Annotated in this window: 28 protein-coding genes, 1 tRNA gene and 1 other RNA gene; 16 read left to right on the plus strand and 14 right to left on the minus strand. The window is 64.1% G+C overall.

Annotation, left to right across the window (positions count from 1 at the left end):
- On the plus strand, window positions 1-311 hold a 311-nt coding region (locus HG250_RS06815; protein WP_277348085.1), incomplete at its 5' end, for a UDP binding domain-containing protein.
- A gap of 28 nt (window positions 312-339) precedes the next feature.
- Here the strand turns inward: HG250_RS06815 and HG250_RS06820 are convergent.
- From HG250_RS06820 to HG250_RS06845, 6 genes are all read right to left on the minus strand, one after another.
- Entirely contained in the window at window positions 340-1,005 is a 666-nt protein-coding gene (locus HG250_RS06820; protein ID WP_170004060.1) for a hypothetical protein, read from the minus strand.
- An 89-nt stretch (window positions 1,006-1,094) separates the two neighbouring features.
- Entirely contained in the window at window positions 1,095-1,874 is a 780-nt protein-coding gene (locus HG250_RS06825; protein WP_170004062.1) for a hypothetical protein, read from the minus strand.
- Between the two features lie 41 nt (window positions 1,875-1,915).
- An RNA gene (rnpB, locus tag HG250_RS06830) (RNase P RNA component class A) lies at window positions 1,916-2,360 on the minus strand.
- Window positions 2,361-2,368: 8 nt separating this feature from the next.
- Window positions 2,369-3,004 (minus strand): N-acetylmuramoyl-L-alanine amidase, encoded by a 636-nt coding sequence (locus HG250_RS06835; RefSeq protein WP_170004383.1) that lies wholly within the window; start codon window positions 3,002-3,004, stop codon window positions 2,369-2,371.
- 68 nt (window positions 3,005-3,072) lie between these two features.
- Complete coding sequence (locus tag HG250_RS06840; protein WP_170004064.1) at window positions 3,073-3,720, minus strand: histidine phosphotransferase family protein; 648 nt, start codon at window positions 3,718-3,720, stop codon at window positions 3,073-3,075.
- Window positions 3,721-3,767: 47 nt separating this feature from the next.
- Window positions 3,768-4,199: a M67 family metallopeptidase gene (locus HG250_RS06845; RefSeq protein WP_240956966.1), complete on the minus strand. Its 432-nt coding sequence runs from the start codon at window positions 4,197-4,199 to the stop codon at window positions 3,768-3,770.
- Here HG250_RS06845 and HG250_RS06850 point away from each other — a divergent pair.
- The 5 genes from HG250_RS06850 (at window position 4,180) to HG250_RS06870 (ending at window position 8,343) form a co-directional block, all read left to right on the plus strand.
- Window positions 4,180-5,127, plus strand: a complete 948-nt coding sequence (locus tag HG250_RS06850; RefSeq protein ID WP_170004066.1) for an RluA family pseudouridine synthase — start codon at window positions 4,180-4,182, stop codon at window positions 5,125-5,127. The genes HG250_RS06845 and HG250_RS06850 overlap by 20 nt on opposite strands.
- A 160-nt stretch (window positions 5,128-5,287) precedes the next feature.
- Window positions 5,288-6,193 (plus strand): RNA polymerase sigma factor RpoH, encoded by a 906-nt coding sequence (rpoH, locus tag HG250_RS06855; RefSeq protein ID WP_170004068.1) that lies wholly within the window; start codon window positions 5,288-5,290, stop codon window positions 6,191-6,193.
- 189 nt (window positions 6,194-6,382) lie between these two features.
- A complete protein-coding gene (locus tag HG250_RS06860; protein WP_170004070.1) occupies window positions 6,383-6,688 on the plus strand; it encodes a hypothetical protein in 306 nt (101 codons plus the stop codon).
- 46 nt (window positions 6,689-6,734) lie between these two features.
- Entirely contained in the window at window positions 6,735-7,415 is a 681-nt protein-coding gene (gene mtgA, locus HG250_RS06865) for a monofunctional biosynthetic peptidoglycan transglycosylase (protein WP_170004072.1), read from the plus strand.
- Window positions 7,416-7,419: 4 nt separating this feature from the next.
- On the plus strand, window positions 7,420-8,343 hold the full coding sequence (locus HG250_RS06870) for a cation diffusion facilitator family transporter (protein ID WP_170004074.1): 924 nt from the start codon (window positions 7,420-7,422) through the stop codon (window positions 8,341-8,343).
- Here HG250_RS06870 and HG250_RS06875 read toward each other — a convergent pair.
- The 3 genes from HG250_RS06875 to HG250_RS06885 form a co-directional block, all read right to left on the minus strand.
- The gene (locus HG250_RS06875; RefSeq protein WP_170004076.1) at window positions 8,340-8,906 is read right to left on the minus strand and encodes a DUF2939 domain-containing protein; all 567 of its coding nucleotides are present in this window, start codon (window positions 8,904-8,906) and stop codon (window positions 8,340-8,342) included. The two genes, HG250_RS06870 and HG250_RS06875, sit on opposite strands and share 4 nt — an antisense overlap.
- A 62-nt stretch (window positions 8,907-8,968) precedes the next feature.
- A complete protein-coding gene (gene clpX / locus HG250_RS06880; protein WP_170004078.1) occupies window positions 8,969-10,234 on the minus strand; it encodes an ATP-dependent Clp protease ATP-binding subunit ClpX in 1,266 nt (421 codons plus the stop codon).
- A gap of 149 nt (window positions 10,235-10,383) precedes the next feature.
- Window positions 10,384-11,106, minus strand: a complete 723-nt coding sequence (locus HG250_RS06885) for an ATP-dependent Clp protease proteolytic subunit (protein WP_170004080.1) — start codon at window positions 11,104-11,106, stop codon at window positions 10,384-10,386.
- A 169-nt stretch (window positions 11,107-11,275) separates the two neighbouring features.
- Between HG250_RS06885 and HG250_RS06890 the strand changes: the two genes are divergently transcribed.
- Together HG250_RS06890 and HG250_RS06895 are read left to right on the plus strand one after the other, a co-directional pair.
- Window positions 11,276-12,817 (plus strand): amidase, encoded by a 1,542-nt coding sequence (locus HG250_RS06890; RefSeq protein WP_170004387.1) that lies wholly within the window; start codon window positions 11,276-11,278, stop codon window positions 12,815-12,817.
- 58 nt (window positions 12,818-12,875) lie between these two features.
- Complete coding sequence (locus tag HG250_RS06895) at window positions 12,876-14,261, plus strand: cation:proton antiporter (protein ID WP_170004082.1); 1,386 nt, start codon at window positions 12,876-12,878, stop codon at window positions 14,259-14,261.
- 110 nt (window positions 14,262-14,371) lie between these two features.
- Here the strand turns inward: HG250_RS06895 and tig are convergent, their stop codons facing one another.
- Window positions 14,372-16,012 carry a trigger factor gene (gene tig / locus HG250_RS06900; protein WP_170004084.1) on the minus strand — a complete coding sequence of 547 codons (1,641 nt, stop codon included), beginning with the start codon at window positions 16,010-16,012 and terminating at the stop codon, window positions 14,372-14,374.
- A gap of 99 nt (window positions 16,013-16,111) precedes the next feature.
- Window positions 16,112-16,196 (minus strand) — tRNA-Leu (locus HG250_RS06905).
- Window positions 16,197-16,348: 152 nt separating this feature from the next.
- Between HG250_RS06905 and HG250_RS06910 the strand changes: the two genes are divergently transcribed.
- Window positions 16,349-16,675: a hypothetical protein gene (locus HG250_RS06910; RefSeq protein ID WP_170004086.1), complete on the plus strand. Its 327-nt coding sequence runs from the start codon at window positions 16,349-16,351 to the stop codon at window positions 16,673-16,675.
- Between the two features lie 67 nt (window positions 16,676-16,742).
- Window positions 16,743-17,060, plus strand: a complete 318-nt coding sequence (locus HG250_RS06915) for a DUF3297 family protein (protein WP_170004088.1) — start codon at window positions 16,743-16,745, stop codon at window positions 17,058-17,060.
- Window positions 17,061-17,089: 29 nt separating this feature from the next.
- Here the strand turns inward: HG250_RS06915 and HG250_RS06920 are convergent, their stop codons facing one another.
- Window positions 17,090-17,836 (minus strand): CHAP domain-containing protein, encoded by a 747-nt coding sequence (locus HG250_RS06920; protein ID WP_170004090.1) that lies wholly within the window; start codon window positions 17,834-17,836, stop codon window positions 17,090-17,092.
- Window positions 17,837-17,964: 128 nt separating this feature from the next.
- On the opposite strand from HG250_RS06920, the gene der reads away from it, so the two are divergent.
- A complete protein-coding gene (gene der, locus HG250_RS06925; RefSeq protein WP_170004092.1) occupies window positions 17,965-19,401 on the plus strand; it encodes a ribosome biogenesis GTPase Der in 1,437 nt (478 codons plus the stop codon).
- A 10-nt stretch (window positions 19,402-19,411) separates the two neighbouring features.
- Window positions 19,412-19,933, plus strand: a complete 522-nt coding sequence (locus tag HG250_RS06930; RefSeq protein ID WP_170004094.1) for a DUF2721 domain-containing protein — start codon at window positions 19,412-19,414, stop codon at window positions 19,931-19,933.
- On the opposite strand, the gene HG250_RS06935 is transcribed toward HG250_RS06930, so the two are convergent.
- Window positions 19,905-21,251 carry a DUF418 domain-containing protein gene (locus HG250_RS06935; protein WP_240956967.1) on the minus strand — a complete coding sequence of 449 codons (1,347 nt, stop codon included), beginning with the start codon at window positions 21,249-21,251 and terminating at the stop codon, window positions 19,905-19,907. The genes HG250_RS06930 and HG250_RS06935 overlap by 29 nt on opposite strands.
- A 75-nt stretch (window positions 21,252-21,326) precedes the next feature.
- Complete coding sequence (locus HG250_RS06940) at window positions 21,327-22,616, minus strand: SPOR domain-containing protein (protein WP_240956968.1); 1,290 nt, start codon at window positions 22,614-22,616, stop codon at window positions 21,327-21,329.
- Window positions 22,617-22,927: 311 nt separating this feature from the next.
- Here HG250_RS06940 and HG250_RS06945 point away from each other — a divergent pair, with 311 nt between their 5' ends.
- From HG250_RS06945 to HG250_RS06960, 4 genes are all read left to right on the plus strand, one after another.
- Window positions 22,928-23,662 carry an AAA family ATPase gene (locus tag HG250_RS06945; protein ID WP_170004096.1) on the plus strand — a complete coding sequence of 245 codons (735 nt, stop codon included), beginning with the start codon at window positions 22,928-22,930 and terminating at the stop codon, window positions 23,660-23,662.
- 41 nt (window positions 23,663-23,703) lie between these two features.
- Window positions 23,704-24,387 carry a hypothetical protein gene (locus HG250_RS06950; RefSeq protein WP_170004098.1) on the plus strand — a complete coding sequence of 228 codons (684 nt, stop codon included), beginning with the start codon at window positions 23,704-23,706 and terminating at the stop codon, window positions 24,385-24,387.
- Between the two features lie 11 nt (window positions 24,388-24,398).
- Entirely contained in the window at window positions 24,399-25,805 is a 1,407-nt protein-coding gene (locus tag HG250_RS06955; RefSeq protein ID WP_170004100.1) for a tetratricopeptide repeat protein, read from the plus strand.
- 153 nt (window positions 25,806-25,958) lie between these two features.
- The gene (locus tag HG250_RS06960) at window positions 25,959-26,324 is read left to right on the plus strand and encodes a cupin domain-containing protein (RefSeq protein WP_170004102.1); all 366 of its coding nucleotides are present in this window, start codon (window positions 25,959-25,961) and stop codon (window positions 26,322-26,324) included.

A 26,324-nucleotide genomic window follows, 5' to 3' on the forward strand; every position in this document is an offset into this window, starting at 1 on the left:
ATTCGCCCGCCATCGCCGTGGCGCAGACGCTGAACGATGCCGGGGTGGAGGTCACCGCCTATGATCCGGAAGGGATGGATCTGGCGCGCCCGATGATGCCGAATGTGGAAATGGCCAGCAGCCCCTATGCCGCGATCGAGGGGGCCGATGCGATCGTGCTCGCCACCGAATGGGATGCGTTCCGCGCGCTCGACCTCGACCGGGTCAAGGGCCTGGTGCGATCACTTGTCATGGTCGACCTGCGGAACATCTATTCGCCGGAGGCCCTGCGGGCCGCCGGCTTCACCTACCACAGCGTTGGGCGAGGCTGAAACCCCGGGCCATCGGCTTTCAGCGCCGTCAGAGGATTTCGAACCCGGTAACGGTCAGCCGCGCCGGTCCGGTGGCGAAAACGCCGTGGCCATAGCCGCCTCGCGATCCGAGCACGAAACCTACCCGCCCGGCTTCCTTCAGCGACTGGTCGAAGATTTCCGGCCGTTCGCTGCGCGGGCGGGCCAGCACCGATATCCATTCGTCATCGAGGCTGACCGTCATCGTGTGCGTACCGGGCCGCAGTTCCTGCAGACTGTCGCGCGGTGCGAACCAGCGGTAATGTTCATATTTGCCCTTCGCGCGCCAATTGTCGCCCCGGCGCTGGAAGAACAGCGCGATGGTAGCGGGGCGTTCCGGAAATTCCTGCGGCACGAAACGCACACCCGGCACTGCATCGATGCGGTAAGTGAACCGGATTTTCGAAGCGCCTTCCAGCGAACCGGGATCGAAAGTCACGTAATGAACGTGCCCGTCCGCCCGTTCCGGCCCAGGGAATTCGATCGTAAAACCTTCCCGGACAGGCGTCGGCCGCAGCGGCATGTTCACGGAATAGTTGCGACGCCCGATGATCGGACCGATCTCCCAGGCCGATGCTGCGGGAGCGGGTTCGGCAAGAGCCGGGCCGTACATCATGGGCGCAGCGACCGTGGCGAAGGCTGCAAGCGCGAGCGTATAGCGGATGATCTGTTTCATCGCCGCAATCTGCACCGCCGCCAATGTCACCGGACTGAACAGGCTTCGAAGATGGTATTCAGGTGCTGCAGCCGGTGGCGCCTGCCCGCCTAGCCTAACCAGCGCCGCCGGCATTTGGGAGCCCGCAGTTTCATGATTGCGACCACCGCGACGATCAGGGCCGCCACGACGCAGGCACCGGCGATGATGGCCGCCATTTGCCCCCCGGCCATGAAGATGCCGAACAACGCCCACAGGAAGGTGCCGGCGTAATAGGGATTACCCTTGCTGCCCGCAGTGGCAGCCGCCCCGACGATACCGCCGACAAGCACGATGACAGCGGCCAGCCACGGCTTCGGCTCCGCATCGAAAATCCCGTGATATTGCAGCATTGCTGCGATATTCACGATGGTTGCCGCCGTCAGCCAGGCGGCAAGTGCACTAAAAAGCAGCACTGCAATCCAGCGTTCCTGCGTCGTGAACGGCCGGTGGAAATTGGTGAGCCGACGCAATATCACCATGAGGCTGGCAAGAGTGGCGGCGATGATGACCGACGACACGATGGTAAGATCGGCCAACTGGGTGTAAGTGGCCCACAGCCCGTTTCCGAGGAAAGCGAAGGCGGCGGGCCATCCGATCCGGTCCAGCAGCGCATTGCGGCGCGTCATGGGGAGAGCCTGCCAAAGCGCGAACACTGCACTGCCTAGAAACAGCGGCCCCCAGATGGAGAATGCCCATCCGATCGGCGTGATCAGCGTCCGCGTATCGTCGGACTGGCTGCCGATATCCTGGCCGATGCCCAGTTGCGGCAGGAATGTCGCGCCGATCTGGAACATGACGGCGAGGATGATCGCGATGCGTTGCGCCGCGCTTCTCGGTTGGTGAGTCATTGCAGGGCCCAATCCTTCGCTTCGGGCGTCAAGGCCCGGATGGTGCCAGGGGACCTGTAAGCCGGGTTCTGTCTTGCGAGGCGGTATGCACCGAAGTGCACCGGCCCTGCAAGGGCAGCCATTCATCTAGGCCATGCGTTGCCGCATGGCTCAAGCGACCAACCCGGGCGGTCGGCACGAAACATGCCAGCCTCAGGCAAAAACCTGCGGCGCGCCGCCCCTATTCGGTCTTGCTCCGGGTGGGGTTTACCATGCCGCGGCCGTTACCGGCGCGCGCGGTGCGCTCTTACCGCACCCTTTCACCCTTGCCCCTTCATCCGCGCTGCGAACGGCGGGGCGGTTTGCTCTCTGTGGCACTTTCCCTAGGCTTCGGAACCGCGGTTTCCTGCGGCCCTCGCCCGGCGGGCGTTACCCGCCACCCTAGTTTCGTGGAGCCCGGACTTTCCTCGGCACTGTTTCCAGCGACGCGGCTGCCCGGCCCCCTGGCACAACACCTATCTAGCGTTCCCCCGGTCCCTGTCCAGCAGCAGCTGGAAAAGGATCGCACGAATTTCTCCATCGATCTCCCCGTCGATCTTTTGCGGGCGCCAGCGCCGCTGGAACGACCGCACCGCCGCATGGCCGTTCGTGATGTCATATCCATAGCGTTCGAGCGCCAGGTAGAAGGCGCCGTCATTGGTGAACGGATCGCCCAGCTTCACCTCCGGCGTGGGCAGGGCCAGCCCGTATTCCGCCAGCCGCTCCCACGGAAAGAATTCACCCGGATCGATCTTCCGCATCGGCGCGACATCGGAATGGCCGACGACATTCGCACGGGGTATGTCGTGCGTCTTCATCATTCGCGCCAGCAGCGGGACCAGGGCATCGATCTGCACGCGGGGAAATTCGGTATAGCCGAATTTGTGTCCAGGATGGTCCAGCTCGATACCGATGGAGGCGCTGTTCACGTCCTTGTGCCCGCGCCAATAGGCGACGCCTGCATGCCAGGCGCGCTTGTCCTCGTCGACGAGTTGCACCACCTCCCCGTCCTTGCCGATGAGATAATGGGCGCTGACGCCGCTTTCACGGTCGCAGAGGCGTTCCAGCGCGGTCTGCTTGTCCTTCATCTCGGTATAGTGGATCACCGCCATGGATACCGGCAATTCGCGACCGTTGAAATTTGGGGAGGGCTCCCAGCGATGGACCAGTTCGTCCACCGTCAGACCCGGGGCAGCACGGCGCCAAGGACAAGCGTGCCCTCGCCCCGGTGGAACTGCAGCCCGCCACCCGCCTGCTTCGCCACCAGCGACACCATATGCGCGGCAGCGGTCCGGCTGGTCAGGCCGCCTTCGGGCATACCGCCTTCAAGGGCTTCGCCGATCACTTCGTCGAAGGCGATCTTCGGTCCTGCAGCGCGAACCACGATCTCGACCGCTTCCCCGGGCCGGTTTTCGGCGCCGATATCCAGAGTCCCGCCCCGCACCAGAGCATCGAGCGCGATCTGCGCCATGTTCAGCAGAACCTTGACCGCTCCCTTGGGCAATTCTTTGGTGGCGAGCGCCCAGTTGATCTCGATCCGCTTCGCATCGCCGACCAGCGCCTCGATGAGCTGGCGGGGTTCCTCCACCGGCACCATTTCCCCGAAGCCGCCGGCGGCGCCGAAGGCAAGACGGAAGAAGCGCAGCTTGTCGGCGCTGATCCGGGCGCTCTGGTCCAGAAGCTCGAAACAGCGCCGGCGCATTTCCGGGTCCGTCTCGTCCGCCAGCAATTCGAGCCCGTTGCTCAGCGCGCCCACGGGGCTGAGCAGATCGTGACACAGGCGCGAGCACAAGAGCGAGGCAAGTTCGGTGGAAGCGGTATCGTTCATCGGCAGGGCTGATCCATGGGGTGTGCGGGCAATGATGTCAGCGACCCTTAACCGTCGGACAGGCGATAGGGAAGCGCAGCGAAGCCATCCGCCTCGTCCTTCCAGAATTCGACGCCGCCCTCTCCCCAGATCGCCCAGACGGCTCCGTCATGCGCGGCCATCGCCCGGTCTGTCGCGGAAGGCCTGGCCGCCCCATGCGGATGGGAATGAAAATAGCCGGCAATGGCAGTGCCCCCCGCCCGCGCCGCCTTATGGGCGGCGATGAGAACCAGCGGGTCGATTTCGAAATGCGTGGCGGGGCGTGCATGGACATTCGCGGCAGGCACATATTTCATGATCCGCGTCGCATCGCCCAGCAGCAGACCGCATGCTTCCTCCGGATGAGCCCGGATGGCGTGATCGCGCATGTCTGCAAAGACAGCACTTGAGAGTTCGACGATCATTGCCCATCGCTGTAGCATGGATTCGGGCGAAATCATCACCGGTGCACTAGCGGTGGGCGGGAGGCTGGACAAGGCGCTGGCCGAGGCGTCCGGCCTCTCGCGCGAGCGGGTAAAGGCGCTTCTGGCCGAAGGCTGCGTGAAGCTCGGCGGATCGCCTGCCGCCTCGCCTTCCGCCAGCGTGGCGGCGGGCGCGGAATTCACGATTGCCGTCCCTGCCCCTGCCGCGCCTGCCGCAGCCCCGCAGGACATTGCGCTCGACATCGTCTTCGAGGATGCCGACCTGATCGTCGTCGACAAGCCGGCGGGCATGGTCGTCCACCCCGCAGCGGGAAATCCCGACGGCACGCTGGTCAACGCGCTGCTGCACCATTGCGGCGACGGCGGACTGTCGGGCATCGGCGGGGTGGCCCGGCCCGGCATCGTCCACCGGATCGACAAGGACACCTCCGGCCTGCTGGTGATCGCGAAGAGCGCCCGCGCGCATGAGGGACTGGCGGCGCAATTCGCCGATCATTCGATCACCCGCACCTATCGCGCGATCTGCGGCGGACATCCGCTGCCGCCGTCGGGCCGGATCGCGACGCTGATCGGCCGGTCCGACCGCAACCGCAAGAAGATGGCGGTTCTGGAAGAAGGAACGCGCCGGGGAAAACACGCGATTACGCATTATGCCACGGTGGAACGGCTCGCTCATTGCGCGCTGATCGAATGCCGCCTCGAAACGGGGCGAACTCACCAGGTCAGGGTTCACCTTGCGTCAATAGGTCATGCGCTAATAGGAGATCCTGTCTACGGACGAACCCCTGCGCCGCTGCGGGCGCTGCTGAAGGAAACAGGCTTTGCCCGCCAGGCACTGCATGCCGCCACACTCGGTTTCATTCACCCGGCATCGGGCGAGCGAGTCGAATTTCACGCGCCGACACCGGCCGATATGCAGGAACTTATCGACGAAACCGCTCGTTGAAATCGAGGAAACGCGGTGCAGGGTTCGGCCAGATCGTCTAGAGTAATAGCAATCCCGGGGCCGGGCTGGAATGATTACGCCCGCCGCGCGGCACGACCCGTATCACAGCCGGGCAGGCCGGCACAGGCAGGTGCCGGCAAGTTGAAAGGTAAGGAACGAAGTGAGCGAGAAGAAGTCTTTGACAGTACCTGCGTTGAGCGGCGAACAAAGCCTCAACCGCTATCTGTCTGAAATAAAGAAATTCCCGATCCTGACGGCCGAACAGGAATATATGCTCGCGAAACGTTACGCCGAGCATGAAGACCCCGAGGCCGCAGCGCAACTGGTGACAAGCCATCTGCGGCTCGTCTCCAAGATCGCGATGGGCTATCGCGGTTACGGTCTGCCCGTGTCCGACCTGATTTCGGAAGGCAACGTCGGCCTGATGCAGGGCGTGAAGAAATTCGAACCCGACCGCGGTTTCCGCCTGGCGACCTATGCCATGTGGTGGATCAAGGCCAGCATGCAGGAATTCATCCTGCGTAGCTGGAGCCTTGTGAAAATGGGCACGACGGCCGCGCAGAAGAAATTGTTCTTCAACCTTCGCCGGATGAAGAAACAGCTGGAAGCCTATGAGGACAGCGACCTTCATCCCGACGATGTGACGAAGATCGCCACCGATCTCGGCGTGCCGGAACAGGAAGTCATCAACATGAATCGCCGCATGATGATGGGGGGCGATTCGTCGCTCAACGTCTCGATGCGCGGTGACGAGGATGGCGCGGGCCAGTGGCAGGACTGGCTGACCGACGACCGGCCTTTGCAGGACAAGACCGTCGCCGATGCCGAGGAAGCCGAGGTGCGTCACGCCATGCTGCTAGAAGCGATGGACAGTCTGAACGATCGTGAGAAGCATATATTGACCGAACGCCGCCTGACGGAAAATCCGCAGACGCTGGAGGAGTTGTCCAAGGTGTATGACGTCAGCCGCGAACGCATCCGCCAGATCGAGGTGCGGGCATTCGAGAAGCTGCAGAAGGCGATGCAACGGATCGCGGGCGACAGGCTGATGCCGACCGCAGCATAGCAGGCATCATTGCCGCGACTTATTACAGGAAAACGGCGATGGACGATTTTTTCGGTCATCGCCGTTTCTGCGTTCTGGCCGCGTGTCTTCACGCTTTCAGACGATATCCCCGATACTGCTATTACCCGGCTATATGCTGAGGAAGCGCGGGACACGATCCGATGGGCGCGCGACAATCCGATACAGCAAATGCTCGATCAAATTCTTGTTCAGCAGTGGCATCTGTCGAACTGGCGGCTGGTTCCAGGCAGCGGCGAAGGCAGCCAGGCCGTACGCGAAGCTGCGGATGTGCTGGTTACGGCGCGCGCCATCGGCCCTTGGGGCATTCCGATGCACCGGCTGACGATCTGCTGTGGCGGATCGGGCTTTACCCTTCTGGAAACCGTGCCCGCTCCCGGTGAAATCGCGGATGATCTGGGCGATCGCACCAGCACTCCTCCGCCACCTCCTCCTCCGCCGCCGCCAGCCTATGCAGTTCCCGGTTTCGAGCGATGAGGGTCGCGCCCCTTGTCTATCGGGCTGCTCCGGCTAATACCGTGCCATGGGCTGCATCCTGAAAACACTCGTTTCGCTGGTCGTCGGCTTCATCGGCATCAGCCTGCTGCTGGTAATCGCCTATCGTTTCGTGCCGGTTCCCTACACCGCCACCATGGCGATGGACGCAAACAGCGTGACCAAGGATTGGGAACCGCTCGCTTCCATCGACCGCAACCTGGTGTCGGCAGTGATCGCGGCGGAGGACGGCAAGTTCTGCAGCCACGACGGTTTCGATCGGGAAGCCATCGAACAGGCGTTCCAGCGCAATCTGCAGGCGAAGGAGAAAGGCGGCGTGATCCGCGGCGGCTCCACCATCAGCCAGCAAACGGCGAAGAATGTCTTTCTGTGGCAGGGCGGCGGCTATGTGCGGAAGGGCCTGGAGGCCTGGTTCACCTTTCTGATCGAACAGATCTGGGGCAAGCGGCGCATCATGGAAGTCTATCTGAACGTCGCGGAAACCGGCATCGGCACCTATGGCGCGGAAGCCGGCGCGCAGCGTTACTTCAACCATTCGGCAGGCCGTCTGTCCGTTTCCGAAGCCAGCCGCATGGCCGCCGCGCTGCCGCTTCCCAAGGAGCGGTCCGTCGTCAACCCTTCAGGCTTCACGCGCCGTTATGGCAACACCATTGCCGCACGCATGGGTTCCGTCAGACGTGGCAGGCTCGACGCCTGCGTTTACGAATAAGCATATGGGCGCAGGACACGATCATTCCCATCCCGCAGGCGGCAGCCACGCGGGCCATTCCCATGCACCAGCTGATTTCGGGCGCGCCTTTGCCATTGGCGTGGTTCTCAATACGGTCTTCGTGGTGATCGAGGCGACCTATGGCTTTCTTTCCGGATCGATGGCGCTGGTGGCCGATGCCGGTCACAACCTGTCCGACGTGCTCAGCCTGCTGCTGGCGTGGGCCGCGAGCATCGCCGCGAAGAAGCCGCCGAATGCACGTTTCACCTATGGCTATAAGAGTTCCACCATCCTCGCCGCGCTCGGGAATGCCGGTCTGCTGCTGATCGCCATCGGCGCGATCCTGTACGAAACGATCAACCGCCTCGCCGACCCCGCCCCGGTGGAGGGCTGGACCATGATCGCGGTGGCCGGTGTCGGGATCGTCATCAACACCGCGACCGCGCTGATGTTCGTTCGGGGCCGGAAGGATGACATCAACATTCGCGGTGCCTTCCTGCACATGGCGGCGGATGCGCTGGTTTCGGCGGGCGTGGTCGTGGCGGGCGCTATCATCCTGCTGACGGGCGCCGCGTGGGTCGATCCGGTCACCAGCCTGATCATCGTCGCGGTGATCGCCTGGGGCACCTGGGGGCTGGCAAAAGACAGTTTGCGAATGGGTCTGCTGGCGGTGCCGGAGGGAATTTCAGAGGCGCAGGTGCGTGAATATCTGCATGAACTGGACGGGGTGGCCGAGCTTCACGATCTGCATATCTGGCCGATGAGCACCACCGAAACGGCGCTGACCGCGCATCTGGTAATGCCGGCTGGTCATCCCGGCGATGATTTCCTGAAGCGCGTCAGTCAGGACCTGCTGGCACACCACCGGATCGGCCACGCCACCTTGCAGATCGAACAGAGCCGCGAATGCGCGACCGAGGGCTGCTAGATCGAACCCAGCGAAAGGTCGCTACCCGGCAAGGCGATCCGCGTCAGATCCCAGCCCAACCCGTCTCGTTCGAAGATGAATACGGGTGCGCTCCCATCGCTGGTCGAAACGGCGCGGAAGCGTGAAAGCCCGTCACGCTCGATGGTCCAATCCGCAGAATCGGCGGGATCTTCATCCGCGCCAGGTGCAGAGTTCCGCGGAAGGGGCGCTGCGCCGGCCGGGTCACCGTTAACGGCGCGCCCTTCCCTCACCAGCGCGGCGATGTTGTCCGGCGTAACCAGCCGGTCGATCACGGGGTCGATCAGTTGCAGAGCGAGGCCTGCGCCGAACTGCGCCGGCGCGCCCCCACGGCCCGATGCGACCTGCGCCTCGACCTCGGCGCGGGCATCCGCTTTCAACCCTTCACGGATCGAATCGAAGTCCGCTCGTTCGCGCAGCGCATCTGCGTTGCCTTCGACCGCTGCCTGACGCAATTGCATCACCGCATAGCCGGGCGATGCGAAATACCAGACGCCTGCCGATACCAGCAACACGGCGACGAAGGCGATCAGCAGTTTCTTCAATGCGCGACCCTCGCTTCAGCCAAAGGAAACGCCGCGCGGTCCTGCCGCGCGGCGCGGACAGGTCAGGCCGCCTGTTCCTTGCTCTTCTGGCTGCCCATCACCCGCACGGGATCCTTGCGACCTTCGACGACATCCTTGTCGATCACGATCTCGGTCACGCCTTCCATGTCCGGCAGATCGAACATCGTGTCGAGCAACATGCCCTCGACAATCGACCGCAGGCCGCGCGCGCCGGTCTTCCGCAGGATGGCCTTCTGCGCGATGGTTTCGAGCGCATCGTCGGTGAATGTCAGCTCGACATCCTCGAGCTCGAACAGCTTGCCATATTGCTTGACCAGCGCATTCTTCGGTTCGCTCAGGATCTCCACCAGTGCGGCCACATCCAGATCGCGCAGCGTGGCGATCACAGGCAGTCGCCCGACAAATTCGGGAATCAGGCCGAATTTCAGCAGATCTTCTGGTTCGGCCTTCTCCAGCAATTCGCCCACGCGGCGCTTGTCAGGATCGGCAACATGCGCGCCGAAGCCGATGGAGCGCTTCTGCAGGCGATCCGCGATGATCTTCTCCAGTCCCGCGAAGGCGCCGCCGCAGATGAACAGGATGTTCGTCGTATCGACCTGAAGGAATTCCTGCTGCGGATGCTTGCGCCCGCCCTGGGGGGGAACGCTGGCAGTGGTGCCTTCCATCAGTTTCAGCAGAGCCTGCTGCACCCCTTCGCCCGACACGTCGCGCGTGATGGAGGGGTTCTCGGCCTTGCGGGTGATCTTGTCGATCTCGTCGATATAGACGATGCCGTGCTGCGCCTTGTCGACATTGTAATCGCTGGCCTGCAGCAGCTTCAGGATGATGTTCTCGACATCCTCGCCGACATAGCCCGCTTCGGTCAGGGTCGTCGCGTCGGCCATGGTGAAGGGCACGTCGAAGGTGCGCGCCAGCGTCTGGGCCAACAGCGTCTTGCCGCAGCCTGTGGGGCCGACGAGCAGGATGTTCGACTTCGCGAGTTCGACATCGCCTGATTTTCCGGCATGCTTCAGCCGCTTGTAATGGTTGTGCACCGCGACGGACAGCACGCGCTTCGCCCGGTCCTGGCCGATTACGTAATCATTCAGCGTCGTGAAGATGTCGAGCGGCGTCGGGACGTCGCCTTCCTTGCGCCCGGCGATGCCGGCCTTGGTTTCCTCGCGGATGATGTCGTTGCACAGTTCCACGCATTCGTCGCAGATGAACACGGTCGGTCCCGCGATCAGCTTGCGCACCTCATGCTGCGATTTGCCGCAGAAACTGCAATAGAGTGTGCTCTTGGAGTCCGTACCGCTCAATTTGGTCATGTCCCGTTTTCCCGAATGCCGCCGAATGTCGCACGGCGGCAGATTCGCCCGACTCTATAGCCGGGAGTTCATATATCAACCGATAGCTTTAGCATGCCGCCCTTGCCCCAGGGTGAAGGGTCCTGACGAAAGGACCGGCCGCGCGGGTCCTATTCCGGCGCGCCGCCCGTGCCTTTTTCGGTCGGATTGTCGCTGTCCTCCGGCGTGCCTTCGTTTTCGGGCCGTGTCTCGAACACCTTGTCGACGATACCGAACTGCATCGCTTCCTCGGCTTCGAGGAAAGTGTCGCGGTCCATCGCCTTCTCGATCTCCGTCAGGCTCTTGCCGGTATATTTGACGTAGAGATCGTTCATCCGCTGGCGGATACGCAGGATCTCGCGCGCCTGGATCTCGATGTCCGACGCCATCCCGCGCGCACCGCCGCTGGGCTGGTGAACCATGATGCGGGCGTTCGGCAATGCGATCCGCATGCCGGGTTCACCCGCCGCCAGAAGGAAGCTGCCCATGGACGCCGCCTGCCCCATGCAGACGGTCGAGACCCGCGGCTTGATATATTGCATGGTATCGTGGATCGCCATACCGGCGGTCACGACGCCGCCCGGCGAATTGATATACATCGAGATCGGCTTGGAAGGGTTCTCGCTCTCGAGAAACAACAGCTGCGCGGTGATGAGCGAGGCCATGCCGTCCTCGACCTGGCCGGTCACGAAAACGATGCGTTCACGCAGCAGGCGGCTGAAGATGTCGAAGCTGCGCTCCCCCCGGCTCGTCTGCTCCACCACCATCGGGACCAGCGCGCCGGTGACCGGGTCACGCGTGAACTGGCCCTGCGTGCCGTGGGTTTCGCCGGAATTGCCGAACAGATCGATCATGTATTGCCTCGTGGATTGAATGTCGAAGGGCTATGTCGTCCTTGCCGGCGCGATGTTCAAGGGCGTTAACCCCGATCCGGAATGGGCAATCGCAGCTTCGCGCTGCAAGCCGGGCGCGACGTCCCTCTACCGGGCCTTGCATCGCGCGAATGAATTGGCACAAGGGCGCATGAGAAATCTTTCGCGCCTCCTCGCCTGCGCCGTCATGGTCGCACTTTCCGCCTGTTCCACCGCTCGCATCCCGGCAGAGACGCCGCTGGTACGGCAAACAGACCCGGCGGCCCGGCAGGCCGAAGCCTTTCTGGCCAGGATAGCGACGCTTGACGATGCCGGTCCTGAACTGAACGCCGTGATCGCCATCAACGCCGCTGCTCCGGCCCAAGCGCGAGCCGCCGCCGCCGCGGGTCTGCCGCTGGCCGGGCGGACCGTGCTGATCAAGGACAACATCGAAACCCGCGAACTGCCGACTACGGCGGGCAGCCTGGCCCTTGCCGGCAATCGCACGGGCCGCGATGCGCCGCTGGTAGCCAATCTTCGCCGCGCTGGCGGGGTCGTGCTTGGCAAGACCAACCTTTCCGAATGGGCGAATATCCGCGACAGCAACTCGACCAGCGGATGGAGCGCCGTGGGCGGCCTGACCCGCAACCCGCATGCGATCGATCGTAACAGCTGCGGCTCGTCATCCGGCAGCGGCGCTGCGGTAGCTGCCGGCTTCGCCTGGGCGGCCATCGGCACGGAAACCGATGGTTCGATCACCTGCCCCGCGAGCGTGAACGGCGTCGTCGGTTTCAAGCCCACGGTCGGCCTCGTCAGCCGTTCGCGAGTGGTGCCCATCAGCAGCAGTCAGGATACTGCCGGTCCGATGGCGGCGAATGTGCGCGATGCGGCCATGCTGCTGACCGCCATCGCCGGTAGCGATCCCGAAGATGCAGCCACTGCCGAGGCGGACCGCCGGCGTGTGGACTATGCCGCCGGGCTCGACACCGCTTCGCTGCGAGGCCTTCGGATCGGCGTGCTGACCGAACAGGTCGGCAGCCGCCGCGACGTGCGCGCGCTGTTCGAAGCCGCAGTGGCGGATCTGCGCCGGGCGGGCGCCGAGATCGTGGATGTGAGCCATACGCCCGATGCGGCGATGTATCGCGACGAATTTGCAGTTCTGCTCTTCGAATTGCGCGAGGACATGAACGCCTATCTCGCCAGCTTGCCGGAGCAGGCCGATGGAACGCAGCCGCCCCGTTCCCTCGATGATCTGATCGCCTTCAACATCGCGCATGCCGACCGCGAGATGCGCTGGTTCGGGCAGGACATCTTCCTGCAGGCTGCCGAAGGACGCGATGCCGGCAGCTATGCCGAGGCGCGGGCGAATGCCCTGAAGCTGGCGGGCGTGGATGGTATCGACGCCCTGCTGGCGGAACACCACGTGCAGTTCCTTATCGCCCCCACAACCGGCCCCGCCTGGGCCAGCGATCTTGTCGCGGGCGACAATTATGGCGGTGGGATCGGCGCAGGTTCGCTGGCGGCCATTGCCGGCTATCCTCATCTGACCGTACCCATGGGTCATGTCGAAGGGCTGCCGGTCGGCATCAGCTTCCTGGGCGGAGCCTGGCAGGATTCAGCGGTTCTGAAGGCGGGCGCGGCCTATGAACGCGCCCGCAGCGCGGAACTGCACGTTCCCGGCTTCACCCGCTGGCAGCCGCCGGAGAAACGCTGAGCGTGGCTCCTCCCCGCAAATCCTTGCCGGACCGTAAGCCTGCGCGTAGACGCGAGTGATGGACCCACGGATCGCATCGTTCGTCATACTCGGCCTTGGTCTGATGTTCGCAGTGGGCATCGAAAAGGCCCTGTCGCGCAGCAATATCCTGTCGCTGCCGATCGTCTATGTCGCCGCCGGATGGGCGCTGTTCTCCCTTCCCTTAAACCTGCCCGACATCAATCCGCTGACCGATTCCACGGATATCTACGCCCTGGAATATATCACCGAGTTCATCGTGATCGTGTCGTTGATGGGGGCCGGCATCGCTATCGACCGGCCGCTGAACTGGCCCAACTGGAAGCAGATCTGGCCGCTGCTCGGCATCACCATGCCGATCACCATCCTTCTCGTCGCCCTGTATGGCTGGTGGGCACTCAGCCTCGCTCCGGCCAGCGCGATCCTGCTGGGCGGTGTGCTGGCCCCCACCGATCCGGTGCTGGCCCGCAGCGTGCAGGTCGGCCCGCCAGGCAAGGACAAGCGGCACGATCTGCGCTTCAACCTGACGGTGGAAGCGGGGCTGAACGACGGTCTGGCCTTCCCCTTCATTCATCTGGCGATCGCCGCCATCGGCATGACCACACTGGGCGGCTGGACCTTGCTGTGGCTGGCCGAGGACGTCGTCTGGCGGATCGGCGCCGGCACGCTGGTCGGTTACCTCGTGGGGTGGGCCGCAGGCTGGTTCGTGTTCCAGCGCTATGCCGGAAGCGATGCGCCGGACGTCGAGAAATCGATGGAGGAATATTCGACCTCCGAAGGGCCGATCGTGTTCGGTGCCCTGCTACTGGCCTATGGGGTGGCCGAAATGTGCCACGGCTACGGCTTTCTCGCCGTGTTCGTCGCCGCGGTGATCGTCCGGCAAAGGGAAGCCCGCAGCAGCTACCACCGGGTGCTGCATCACTTCATCGAGCAGATCGAGAAAGTCATATTGGTCGCCATGCTGCTCGCCTTCGGCGGCATGCTGGCGAGCGGCGTGATGAACGAACTTACCTGGGCGCAGGCCGGACTGGGGCTGCTGCTGATCTTCGTTATCCGCCCGCTGGGCGGATTGATCGGGGAATTCAGGAGCCCGCTGCCGAAGCGGGGCAAGGTGGCAATGGCGTTCCTGGGGGTTCGCGGTCTCGGGTCGATCTATTATCTCGCCTATGCGCAGAACCATGGCGAATTTCCCGGCATGATGACCCTGTGGGGCACGGTCAGCTTCGCCATTCTGGCCTCGATCATCATCCATGGCACGACGACCATGCGGCTGATGAAACATGTCGAGGATGCAGGGGCGCATGTCTATCGCAAGGATGATGACGAGGCGGCGGCCGACAACAGATCGGCGGCACAGGCCCGCACCGCACGGGCGAAGGAGAGATCGCCCGAAGAACAGATGGAAAGCGACATCAGCCAAGGCTGACCCTGCTAGCGACAAGCCTGAAACCGGGCCGATCGGTGGCGCGAATTGCCGCGAACGTGAAAAACCCCGCCGCACCACAGGGTACGGCGGGGTTTTTCATGTCCTGATGCTTATTTCTTCGGAGCAGCTTTCTTCGCGGATGCCTTTTTCGCGGCCGGCTTCTTCGCAGCGGTGTCGGAGTCGCCGGACTTGTCGTCGCCCGATGAGTCGTCAGCGGACTTCGATGTAGCGGCCTTCTTGACCGGCGCCTTCTTCTTGGCGAAGGGCTTGCCATCCTCCGTGTCGGAGGCGGGATTCTTCTCGGCCGCCTTCGTCGCCGCCTTTCCATCCTCTGCCGAATCCTCGTCTGCGGCATCCTTCTTTGCTGCAGACTTCTTCTTCGCCGCGGGCTTCTTCGCCGCAGGCTTGGTTTCGCCGGACTGGTCTTCCGCTTCTATCGCGGCTTCCAGTTCCTCGCGCGTCACTTCGCGCTCGGTGATTTCCGCCTTGTCGAACAGGAAGTCCACGACCTTGTCTTCGTAAAGCGGCGCACGCAATTGGGCCGCAGCCATGGGCTCGGACTGGATCAGCTGCATGAAGCGCTGGCGATCCTCGGCGCGATATTGCTGCGCGGCCTGCTGGATCAGCATGTTCATTTCCTGGCCGCTCACCTCGACACCGTTCTTCTGGCCGATTTCGGACAGTAGCAGGCCAAGTCGGACCCGGCGTTCGGCGATGGATCGGTAATCGTCCTTCTCCGCTTCCACGTCCTTCATTGCCTGTTCCGGGTTCTCGTCGCGCGCGGCTTCCTGCTGCAGCTGGTTCCAGATCTGCTCGAACTCGGCATCCACCATGCCCTGCGGCACGGCGAAATCATGGCCAGATGCAAGATTGTCGAGCAGTTGGCGCTTCATCTGGGTGCGGGTCAGGCCATTGGTTTCCTGCTCCAGCTGGCCGCGCAGCAATTCGCGCAACTTGTCGATGCCTTCGAGGCCAAGCGATTTTGCGAATTCATCGTCAAGGGTGGTTTCCTGCTCCACCTTCACCTGCTGCACCTTGATGGCGAACCGGGCTTCCTTGCCCTTCAGATTTTCCGCCGGATAGTCGTCGGGGAAATTGACGGTGATGGTCTTTTCCTCGCCCGTCTTCACGCCGGTCAGCTGCTCTTCGAAACCGGGAATGAACTGGCCCGACCCGATCACCAGAGGCGCGCCTTCGGCCTTGCCGCCCTCGAATTCCTCGCCGTCGATGCTGCCGGTAAAGTCGATGATGATCTGGTCGCCCTCGCCCGCTTTCTTCGTCTTGGGCGCGTCCTTGTAGCTCTTCTGCTGACTGGCGATGTTCTGCATCGCCTCGTCCACCTGCTCGTCCGTGACCGGAACCGTCAGGCGTTCCAGCTTCAGGCCGTCGGTATCCGGCGCCTCCACCTCGGGCAAAACTTCCAGTTCGACGTCCAGCCTGGCATCCTTGCCCTCTTCGTAGCTTTCATCGAAACTGATGGCCGGCTGCATCGCGGGGCGCAGCTTTTCGTCCTTCATCAGTTTATCGATCGATTCCCGCACCGTTTCATTGACGATCTGCGCGTGGATCTGGTCGCCATGCATCTTGCGGACGAGGTTGGCCGGAACCTTGCCGGGACGGAAGCCCGGCATCTTGACCTGCGGCGCGACCTTGGCGACCTCGGCATTGATACGCTGCTCGATATCGGCTGCGGGGATGGTCAGCTGGTAGGCGCGCTTGAGCCCCTCGTTCTTCGTCTGATTAATCTGCATGATGCGGTCTGCTGCCTTCTTGTAAATCTGGCGTTGTCTGAAATCTCGTGTCCGTTCCGCCTCTCCGCAGCCTCGATCCGGGGGCAGCATACGGCGGATTGGTGCGGGCGAAGGGACTCGAACCCCCACATCTTGCGATACTTGGACCTAAACCAAGCGCGTCTACCAATTCCGCCACGCCCGCAACCCGAACGAAGCCGCGCAAGGGCGAGCCTCACGGCAAGCGCCCGCCTGTATAAGCACATGGTGCAAAGGGCAAGCGCGGCGACATCGCGGCCCGGCGACGGGAACCCACGGGGTGGCCGGTCCGTTTCGAACGGCAGGAAGGATCGCGCAATGATCATGGATGAAACCTGCAATTCCCGCTCACCTGGCTCACGTTCCGGCAAAGGCCACGACTATTCGACGCCTGTGACCCCGCCCGCCACTCCGCCCGTCATCGATCCGGGGGCGCGCGCCGCCGACGCCGCCAATCTCCCCATGAAGGATGGCGACAGCGATTTCCCCGCCAACACGCCACCCGAAACATTCCCGGACGATGGTGACGTGATCGAACCCGCCGGACCGTCGGAGATCGAGATCGAGCGGGAAGATGTCGATGAACCCGGTCAGGGCGGCGGCGATGAAATCGTTCCCCCGCACATCGTTCCGCCACCGGATTGATGAAGGATGCAATGTCGGTGACGAGCGCGCTTGCGAATGACGCAGGCGCGATCTATCGGCGCCAGCCATGAACGACGAAAGCACCTCTCCCGCCACGCCCGCATCTACCGATGTTCCGCCCGATCACCTTTCGGTCAATCCCGGCTCCCCGGCGTTCGATGCGGAAAAGCTTCAGCGCGGCGTCGGCATCCGCTTCAAGGGCGCCCAGCGCCGCGATATCGAGGAATATTGCATCTCCGAAGGCTGGGTGCGGGTGCAGGCGGGCAAGAGCGTCGATCGCAAGGGCAACCCCCTCACCATTAAACTGACCGGCCCGGTCGAGGCATGGTACGAGGATCTCGGCGAGGACGCGCCGGTCAACAGCGCCGTCGCCAGCCAGGGTTGACGGAAGGCGGCAGATAAGCCGCCGCTTTGTCAGTCGTAATGCGCCAGCGCCGCAGCAATTCTGTCGTCCGGCGCTGAATCGCGTTTCGCTTGCCGCACCGACCGCCCGCGGCGCCGCTTTACGGCGGCCCCGGTGCGCTTCGAAACTTTCGCCTGAGAAGCAATGCCTGCGAATGCATTGCGGAATTCCGGCGAGGATTCGAGCCGGACCGGTTCCGGTGCAGCCACGCGTGCGAGCCTCGTTCTGTCCGCAGGTGCTGCCCCGTCCCCATAGATGAAGCCGGAAACAGGCCAAGGCGTAAGGCCCAGATCCTGGATCGGATCGTACCACACCCGAACACTGGACCAGTCGTTTCCGGGCGAGACGTCCATCGCCAGAACGTCATTCTCTATCTGTCCGCGCCGCCCGTTGATCGGCGACCAGTTCGCATGCCGCAGCAGAATGCGCCTGGAATCCAGAACGCGGCTGACGGCGGCGACATGGCCCAATCGCATGTTCCTGTGCGGCGGAAAATGCATCACCGCCCCGATGCGCGGTTCCCTGCCGCGCTCATATCGGCCCGCCGCCTGGTCCCACCAGCTGTGGGCATCGCCGTAAATCTGCACGCCCGATTGCTGACGGGCATAGGGAACGCATTGCAGATAAGGCGGCAGTTCCGCCCCTCTGGCGGCAGCTTCGCCGTTCGGGCTGCGAAATCCCGTGGCATCCTCCGCACGCGCCGGTGCGGCCAGCGAGAGCAGGCTTGCCGCAAGAAGAATTATTCTTGTTCCATCCATGGTGCGAAGCTGCGCCCGGTGGAGTAAAAATTTCGCTAAGGATCGCTGACCGGCGCCGGTATTTTCCCTGAGGCAGGCCGCAGCAGTTTCTTGCCAAAGCCCGCATGAAGGGCCACTTGCGTTCCATCATGTTACCGCAAGTCATCATCATCGGGCGGCCCAATGTCGGCAAGTCCACCCTGTTCAACCGGCTGGTGGGGAAGAAGCTGGCGCTGGTCGACGATCAGCCCGGCGTCACGCGCGACCGGCGCGCCGGCGATGCCGAGATCGCGGGGTTGAAGTTCCAGATCGTCGACACTGCCGGCTGGGAAGATGATGATGCCGCCTCGCTGCCCGGACGGATGCGCCAGCAGACGGAGATGAGCCTTGCCGGTGCGGATGTCGCCCTGATGGTGGTGGACTCACGCGCCGGGATAACCACGCTTGATCAGGAAATCGCGCTCTGGCTGCGGCAGCAGGAAGTGCCGGTCGTGCTGGTGGCGAACAAGGCCGAAGGGCGCGGCGCCCTGCCCGGCATTTACGAGTGTTTCCAGCTTGGCTTTGGCGACCCCGTGCCGGTATCGGCGGAACATGGCGACGGCATCGCCGATCTGTTCGATTCGCTTTGGCCCATTCTTGGCGAAGGCGAGAAACTGCGCGAAGCGGCCGAGGCCATTGCGAAGCAGGAAGCGAAGATCGCCCGGCAGCACGCCCGCGATGCCGCCGAAGACCTTGGCGAGGAATATGTCGAGGAGATAGTCGCCGGGCCGCTGAAGCTGGCCATCGTCGGTCGTCCGAACGCGGGCAAGTCCACGCTCATCAACCGACTGCTGGATGAAGAACGCCTGCTGACCGGGCCGGAAGCCGGCATCACCCGCGATTCGATTGCCATCGACTGGCAATGGCACGATCCCAAGGCGGACGAAGCTCGCGAAATCCGCCTGATCGACACGGCAGGCATTCGCAAGAAGTCCCGCATAACGGACAAGCTGGAGAAGATGGCCGTCAGCGATGCACGCCATGCCATCGATTTCGCCGAGGTTGTCGTATTGCTGCTCGACGCCACGCAGGGCCTTGAACATCAGGATCTGAAAATCGCCTCCATGGTGCTGGAGGAAGGGCGCGCCCTGATGGTGGCGATCAACAAATGGGATATTGCCGAAGACGCCAGCGGCCTCTTCAACGGCATCCGCCATGCGCTGGACGAAGGGCTGGCGCAGGTGAAGGGTGTGCCGCTGTTCGCCGTCTCGGCACGCACCGGCAAGGGGCTGGACACGATGCTGTCCGCCGCGTTCGAAATTCGCGAAAGCTGGTCCAGGCGCGTGCCCACCGCCGCGCTGAACCGCTGGTTCGACGATGCGCTGGAGGCAAATCCGCCGCCCGCGCCCAAGGGCCGGCGGATCAAGCTGCGCTACATAACGCAGGTCGGCACGCGTCCGCCCCGCTTCGTGATCTTCGGCACGAGGCTGGACGCTTTGCCTACCAGTTACGAACGCTACCTGGTCAACGGTATCCGCCGTGAACTGGGGTTCGAGGCCGTGCCGGTGCGCGTGAACCTGAAGAGCCCGAAGAACCCCTTTGTCTGAATTTCACGCCATGATTGTCGCAATTCTTGCTGCGGATGCGGACCTCACCACGACCCTGATCGAACGCACATCCAGTACGGTGCGCGTTCAGCAGATTCTGCAACTGTCGCTCGCGCCGGTGTTTCTGCTGGCGGCGATCGGCGCTGTGCTGAACGTGATGAACACGCGGCTGATCTGGATCGTCGAAAGGGTAAACCGGATCGAGGAAGCGGAAGACGCAGGCGGCGGGGGCCGTGAATCGGAAGAGCTTCCAGCTCTTCGGCAGCGTCGCTATCTGGCGCAGGCGGCGGTCAACCTGTCCACGGCGGCGGCCCTGACCATCTGCCTTGTCGTCGCGCTGCTGTTCATCAGCGCCTTCATCCGCCCGCAGATCGGCACCTGGGTCGCGGCGGCCTGGATTGTTACCATGGCGCAGCTGGTGGTGGCGCTGCTGCTGTTTCTGCTGGAAACACGCGCCGCCATCACCTCTCCGCGCGAACGTCGCCAGATCTCGCGCGACATCCTCAAGCGCCGTCGCGACCGCCGGGATTGACTGGGCCCCGCCGCAGGGCAAACACACGGCCATAGGTCAGGCAGCGCCACAGCCATTCCAGCGGCCCGTAACGGAACCGCGCCAGCCACGGTTCGGAACCAGCGAGCATGATCGCCCAGGCGAGCAGGACGACCACATACAGGCCCGCGCGGTCCAGCCTGCCGAACAGATCGCACAACTGGCCGTGGAACACCGGCATCATCACGACCGATGTACCGATGTAATTGGTGAACGCCATTCGCCCGGCAGCGGAAAGGCGGCGGCCGAGCCATCCCGTGGCCGTCGGCGCCCATAGGGCGAGCAGGGCCGCCATCCCCAGCGCCATCGGCAGCTGCCCCCATCTGCTGAGGCCGATATAGGCGAATATCGCGGCGAAATAGCCGAAGCCGGTGGCCTTGACCCAGAGGCCGAAGGCCAGCGTCAGCGCCCCGCCCCCCAGCAGCCCCGCCCAGCCCCACCTTCGCTGCTTTACAGGATCGAATCCGCCGGTGAACAGGCCGAGCCGGTACAGGCCCATGCCGATCAGGATCAGCGGCAGCGTTTCCAGCGCCGTCAGCCACAATTCGCTGCCGATATCGCCAAGATGACCGCTGAAATTATGCTCGACATATGTGCCATAGCTGCCGTCCAGCACGATGGCCGCATCGCGGGCGCTTTCCTCGATCTCGCTGGCCTTGGATGCCAGCATCATGGCGCGGCCATCTGCCAGCGCCGCACCCGCGCCGGCCTCTGTTCCGCCCATGACATACATCGATGCACCCATGGCCGTCATGATCAGCGCACCGGCAAGGAACCCCATCAGACCGACGATCACCTGCGTCTTCGCATCCCAGCCGATGCACAGCAGGGCAACGAGGCCCCAGATGGCATAGAGCGTCAGAATATCGCCGCGCCAGATGAACAGGAAATGGGAGAGGCCGAACAGCAGCAGAAAGAACAGGCGCCGTGCCTGCAACCAGCGCGATGCTCCGCGCTCCTTCGCCCTGTCGACGAACAGCACCATGCCCGCCCCGAACAGCAGCGTGAACAGGGCACGCATCTTGCCATCGATCAGCGTGAACTGCGCCAGCCATAGATAGTCCGAGCCGGGGCCGTGCTCCACCATGAATGCGGGCGGCCAGATATAGGCCACCCAGGGCTGGCCGAATGCGACGATATTGGCCAGCAGGATGCCGAGCACGGCGATGCCGCGGATGAAATCCAGGCTGGCGATGCGCGGCTGCCCGGTTCTGGACAGGGGCATGGGCTGCATGATGTTGCCCGGAACGCCGGCCCGCGATTTATCCACATCGCGATCACTGCTGCCTGCTTCGACCATCCAATCCCCCGTTTCCGGCCACTGCACTAGCAGATAGCGGCAGTAACGGCAGAGTTTTCGCTCATGCAGCAGCGCCTATCCGGTGACGAGGCAATCCTGTCCCGCGCGCTTCAGCGCCGTGCAGGCGGCGGCGGCATCTGCCTGCGTGGCGAAGCCGCCTGCCTGCAGCCGCGTGATCCGCCCTGCCGGCACGAGAATGCGCTCGGTTCCTGCAAGTTCAGGCCGCGAGGACAGACGATCCCAAAGCCGCTCCGCACTTCCATCGACAGAGAATGCGCCGAGCTGGACCCGCCATCGGCCGGCACGGGTCGGACGTGCCGCCGGCTTTTCTGCAGCGGGAGGTGCGGGAGGCGTGGTGGCGGCGAAATCCGGCAGGGACAGCACCGGCGCAGGCGCGGTCGGGGGAATGTCTCGGATAGGCACGGGGGGGGACGAACCCTCCGGCAGCAGCGCCTGCACGGGAACCGGATAGGCCGGCCCGCGCGTGCCATCCGCTCCGGCCCGTGCGGGGTCATGCACGCCGGCCGCCTTTGCCGCCTCGGCAACCGCGCGCCTTGCATCGGTCACGTCCGGAGCCGTGGTGGCCACACCGGTGCCAGTCGGCGCGGACGGTGCCATGCGCCCCTGGCCCAAGGCAAGATCGACGGCGGCAAGCTGGATATTGCGCCGAGAATCGGAGTCGCTGCGCAATTTCTCGGCGAGTAGCTGCGCCTGCTGGCGCTGCTCCAGCGGGATATGACTGTCCATCTGCGCGATGGCCGATGTGGCCTGCGGCAGACCGGCGGCATTCGCATTGGTCAGCAGGGCATAGGCCCGGACCCAGTCGCGGGATACGAGATCGCCATTAAAATGTGCCACGCCCAGCAAATATTGCGCGCGCGGATCACCGCGGTCTGCCGCTGCCTGTACATAGGGCAGCGCGGCCTTGCGCCGCCCGTCCTGAAACATCAGCAGCCCGTAATTGTCGGCGGCCTGGATGTGGCCCTGCGCCGCCGCCTGCGCGTACAGGCGTTCGGCCATATCCATATTCGCCGTGACACCCCGGCCGAGGCGATAGGCCTGCGCCATATTGAACTGCGCGTCAGCATCGCCCGCGTCTGCCGGCCCTCGCCAGATGGCGACTGCAGCGCCATAATCACCGGCGCTCCACGCATCCACCCCGCGCTTGACAGTCTCGCTCTGCATGACGGCATTGCTTCCACCCTGCGCCAGGATTTCCGGGGCTACCGCGCCCAAAAGACCGGCCAGCAGCAATGCTGCCGTCAAGCGGGCAGCGATCGGGCGAGCCGCCCTGCGGTGCCCGCGGCGGGCATTTGCCTCACCTCCTGCTGGAAGTTCGGGAAAGGGTCCGTCGGTTCTGCTCATATCGCCCACCTGTCGTTCTCTGCCGAGCCGCAAACGGCCCCTGACGCGGTACTTCTTAATGAATGCAGTGTTAGCAAAGAGTTTCCTTCGGAACAAAACACGGCCTCGCCTGCCCTGCAACCGTCATGCGGCCGGTGCGGCTGCGCCAGTCAGGGCCGGACTTCAGGGCGGGACTGTCGCCGGAACCCGAATAGCGCCTTAACCCTAAATTAGGGGTATCCTGTGCATCAGTGGCTGGCGGGCCCCGGTGACGAGGTCCGTTTCAGGGTTTCACACGGTTTATCCGGCAATCAAATCAGGGGGACCAGTCCGTGCGTGTACTGGCATTGGCATCGCAAAAAGGTGGATCGGGCAAGACCACCCTGTCCGGGCATCTGGCGGTTCAGGCGCAACGCGCCGGCGCGGGTCCGGTCGTTCTGATCGACATCGATCCGCAAGGTTCGCTGGCGGATTGGTGGAACGAGCGTGAGGCGGAATACCCGGCCTTCGCACAGACCACAGTCGCAAGATTGGCAAACGATCTGCAGATCCTGCGCCAGCAGGGCTTCAAGCTGGCAGTCATCGACACGCCCCCTGCCATCACCATGGCCATCCAGTCGGTCATCGGCGTGGCCGAACTGATCGTGGTTCCCACTCGCCCCAGCCCGCACGATCTGCGGGCCGTCGGCGCCACGGTCGACCTTTGCGAACGTGCCGGCAAACCGCTGGTCTTCGTGGTGAATGCCGCGACGCCCAAGGCCAAGATCACGTCCGAAGCGGCAGTGGCGCTGTCGCAGCACGGCACGGTCGCACCCATTACGCTTCATCACCGCACCGATTTCGCTGCCAGCATGATCGACGGGCGCACCGTCATGGAAGTGGACCCGAACAGCCGCAGCGCAAACGAAGTCACGGCGTTGTGGGGTTACATCTACGACCGGCTTGAAAAGAACTTCCGCCGCACGGTCTTCGCAGCGCCCGGCGGCATGCATCAGGTATCCGGCGCCGTTCGCAACGCCGGAACCCACCGGCCCGCAGGCGGCTTCGGCCGCCGGGTCGCCCAGTAGCATCGCGGAAGCCGCGGAACCCCCGCACAGGAACGCATATCATGTCGGAAGCCAGTTTCGCCTCTCTCAGCCCGACGCTGCTTGCCCGCAAGGGCGGCGCACGGCCGGCCATGCGCCCGCAGCTCACACCCCTCATTCCGGGCCGCCCGGCCAATCTGGAGGATCTGGGCTGGAACGACATGGGCGATCAGGACGACGATGCACAAAGCGAGAGCGAAGTCGTCCAGCTGACCCCTGCCCCCGCCAATCCCGAAGCCGAGGCGGAAGCCCGCGCGAACGATCGCGAGGCCGATGCGGCTCTCGCAGACAAGCGGGCGAAGAACACGCCCCCTGCCGTCCACCGGCAGCGGGATGAGATCGCCGCCCGCATCAATGCCGCAGAAGCTTTGCCGAAAACCCCGGCTGCTCAGGCAGCGTCACCTGCCCCGCAAGAGCCTGCACCGGTGAACGGGCGCAGCGAAGCCGCCGACCTGCCCAGGAACGCTTCGGCGGTGCTTTGCAGTGTCAGGCCTGCTCCGTCGCGCCAGTCGGCGGCATCGCGCGGGAAGCGCGCCGCCTTCACCCTGCGCCTGGATGCCGAACGCCATCTGAAGCTGCGTCTGGCCAGCACGATCACCAATTGCAGCGCCCAGCAGATCGTCACCGACGCGCTGGATGCCATGCTGGGCGACATGCCCGAACTCGATACTCTGGCCGCGCAGTTGCAGCGGCACAACAAGCCATGAGGGGACAAGCCATGACCGGAAGCAATCCGAAGACGCGCCGCATCGCGCTCGCGGCCACCACCGCACTGGCCTCCCTCGTCCTGAGTGGCTGCGCCACGGGCAGCGCACCCCGGGCCGATCTGTCGGCCAGCCACGCGCAGAAGGAACTGGCGAAAGGCAATCACGAAAAGGCGCTCGCCCATGCCGAGGCTGCCGTTCAGGCAGACCCCCGCAACGCCGCCTATCGCATGGTTCTGGGCGCGGCCTATTTGGATGCGGGGCGGTTCGCATCGGCTGCGACCAGTTTCGAAGATGCGCTGGAACTGGGCGACGATTCCGCCCGCACCGCGCTCAGCCTCGCCCTTGCCTATGTCGCGCAGGGCGAACAGCGCGCGGCGCTGGACCTGCTCGACGAGTGGGCTCCCGACATCGCCCCTGCCGATCTTGGCCTCGCCCTGGCACTGGCCGGAGAGCCCGACCGGGGCGTGCAGATCTTGGGCGATGCGCTGCGCGCCGGTGAGTCGACCGCGAAGCTGCGCCAGAATCTCGCCTATGCCTACGCGCTGCAAGGGAACTGGAGCGGTGCGCGGATCATGGCCGCAGAAGATGTCCCCGCCGGACAACTGGATGCGCGCATTGCCGAATGGGCGCGATCGGGCCGGCCCGACCAGGCGCATCTGCGCATCGCGAATGTCCTGCAGGTTCCGGTAATTGCCGATGCCGGTCAGCCGGCGGCGCTGGCGCTGTCGAACAATCCCGGTCCGCAGCAACTTGCGCAGGAGGCCGCCACGCAGATGGCGCAGGTGGCGCAGCCGGTCATTTCGGCAGGAACGGGCACTTCGCCGAGTAATAGAACCAGCCTTTCCTCCGGCAATATGGGCAGCATTCCGCAATATGTCGCAGCCCGTCCGGCCGCCGAGCTTCCACCGATCCCGGTGCACGCTGCTTCTCCGGCGGCCACACCCGTCGCGCCAGCGAAAATCAACGAAGGCGCGCGGTCCCTCACCCAGATGTCCGCACGGTCGCCGCAATTCACCAAGGCTTCCGCCAGCAGCGAGGTGATGCAACCCGCGTCTGCCCGCCAGCCCTCCGCCAGACCTGCGCCGAAGCAGATCCAGCGCGCGGCCTCCGCCGCGCCTGCAGCCGGTGGCAGCCATCTGGTCCAGCTCGGCTCCTTCGGGAGCGAGGAACGCGCTCGCCGCGCCTGGGACATCTATGCCGACCGTTATCCCGAACTGCGCAATCACGACATGGTCATCACCCGGGCGCTGGTACGCGGGAAACCATATTACCGCGTCTCTGCCGGTGGGCTGCGCCAGGCCGCCGCAGCTTCCATGTGCGCCAGCGTCAAGGCATCCGGCCAAGGCTGCATCGCATGGGCAAAGGGCAATCCGCTGCCCGGCGCCATCGATCAGGGCGTCCGCATGGCACGCCGCTGAACTGATACGAGCTCGAGAAATTACACGCGCCCAGCTCGCCAGCCAGCCGCCGCGGCGGGGCCGGCGCTGCCGGACATCGCCCTCACGCTCCTTGCCCCGAACTGCCGAATTGGCGATAGCGACTGCCTGTCTTCAATTGCGCAAAAAGATGCCATGATGAACCCGACCGACCTCGAAGCCGCTTTCGGCCGCGTCACTGACTACTGGTCGCCCAAGGTCGTGGGGCAGGTGAACGATCACCTGCTGAAAGTCGCCAAGCTGAAAGGGCAGTTCGTCTGGCACGCGCATGACGCGCAGGACGAATTGTTTCATGTGGTGAAGGGCGCGCTGCGGATCGAGTTCGAGGACCATGCGGTCGATCTGGCAGCAGGTCAGTTCCTGACTGTCCCGAAAGGCGTGCGCCACAATCCGGTGGCGGAGGAGGAATGCTGGGTGCTGCTGATCGAGCCTGCATCCACCCTGCATACCGGCGATGTGGACACGCCGATCAGCCGCAGTCTCGACGAACAGATGGCCTAG

The sequence above is a fragment of the Pseudopontixanthobacter vadosimaris genome (genome assembly GCF_012979275.1).
Lineage (GTDB): Bacteria > Pseudomonadota > Alphaproteobacteria > Sphingomonadales > Sphingomonadaceae > Pseudopontixanthobacter > Pseudopontixanthobacter vadosimaris.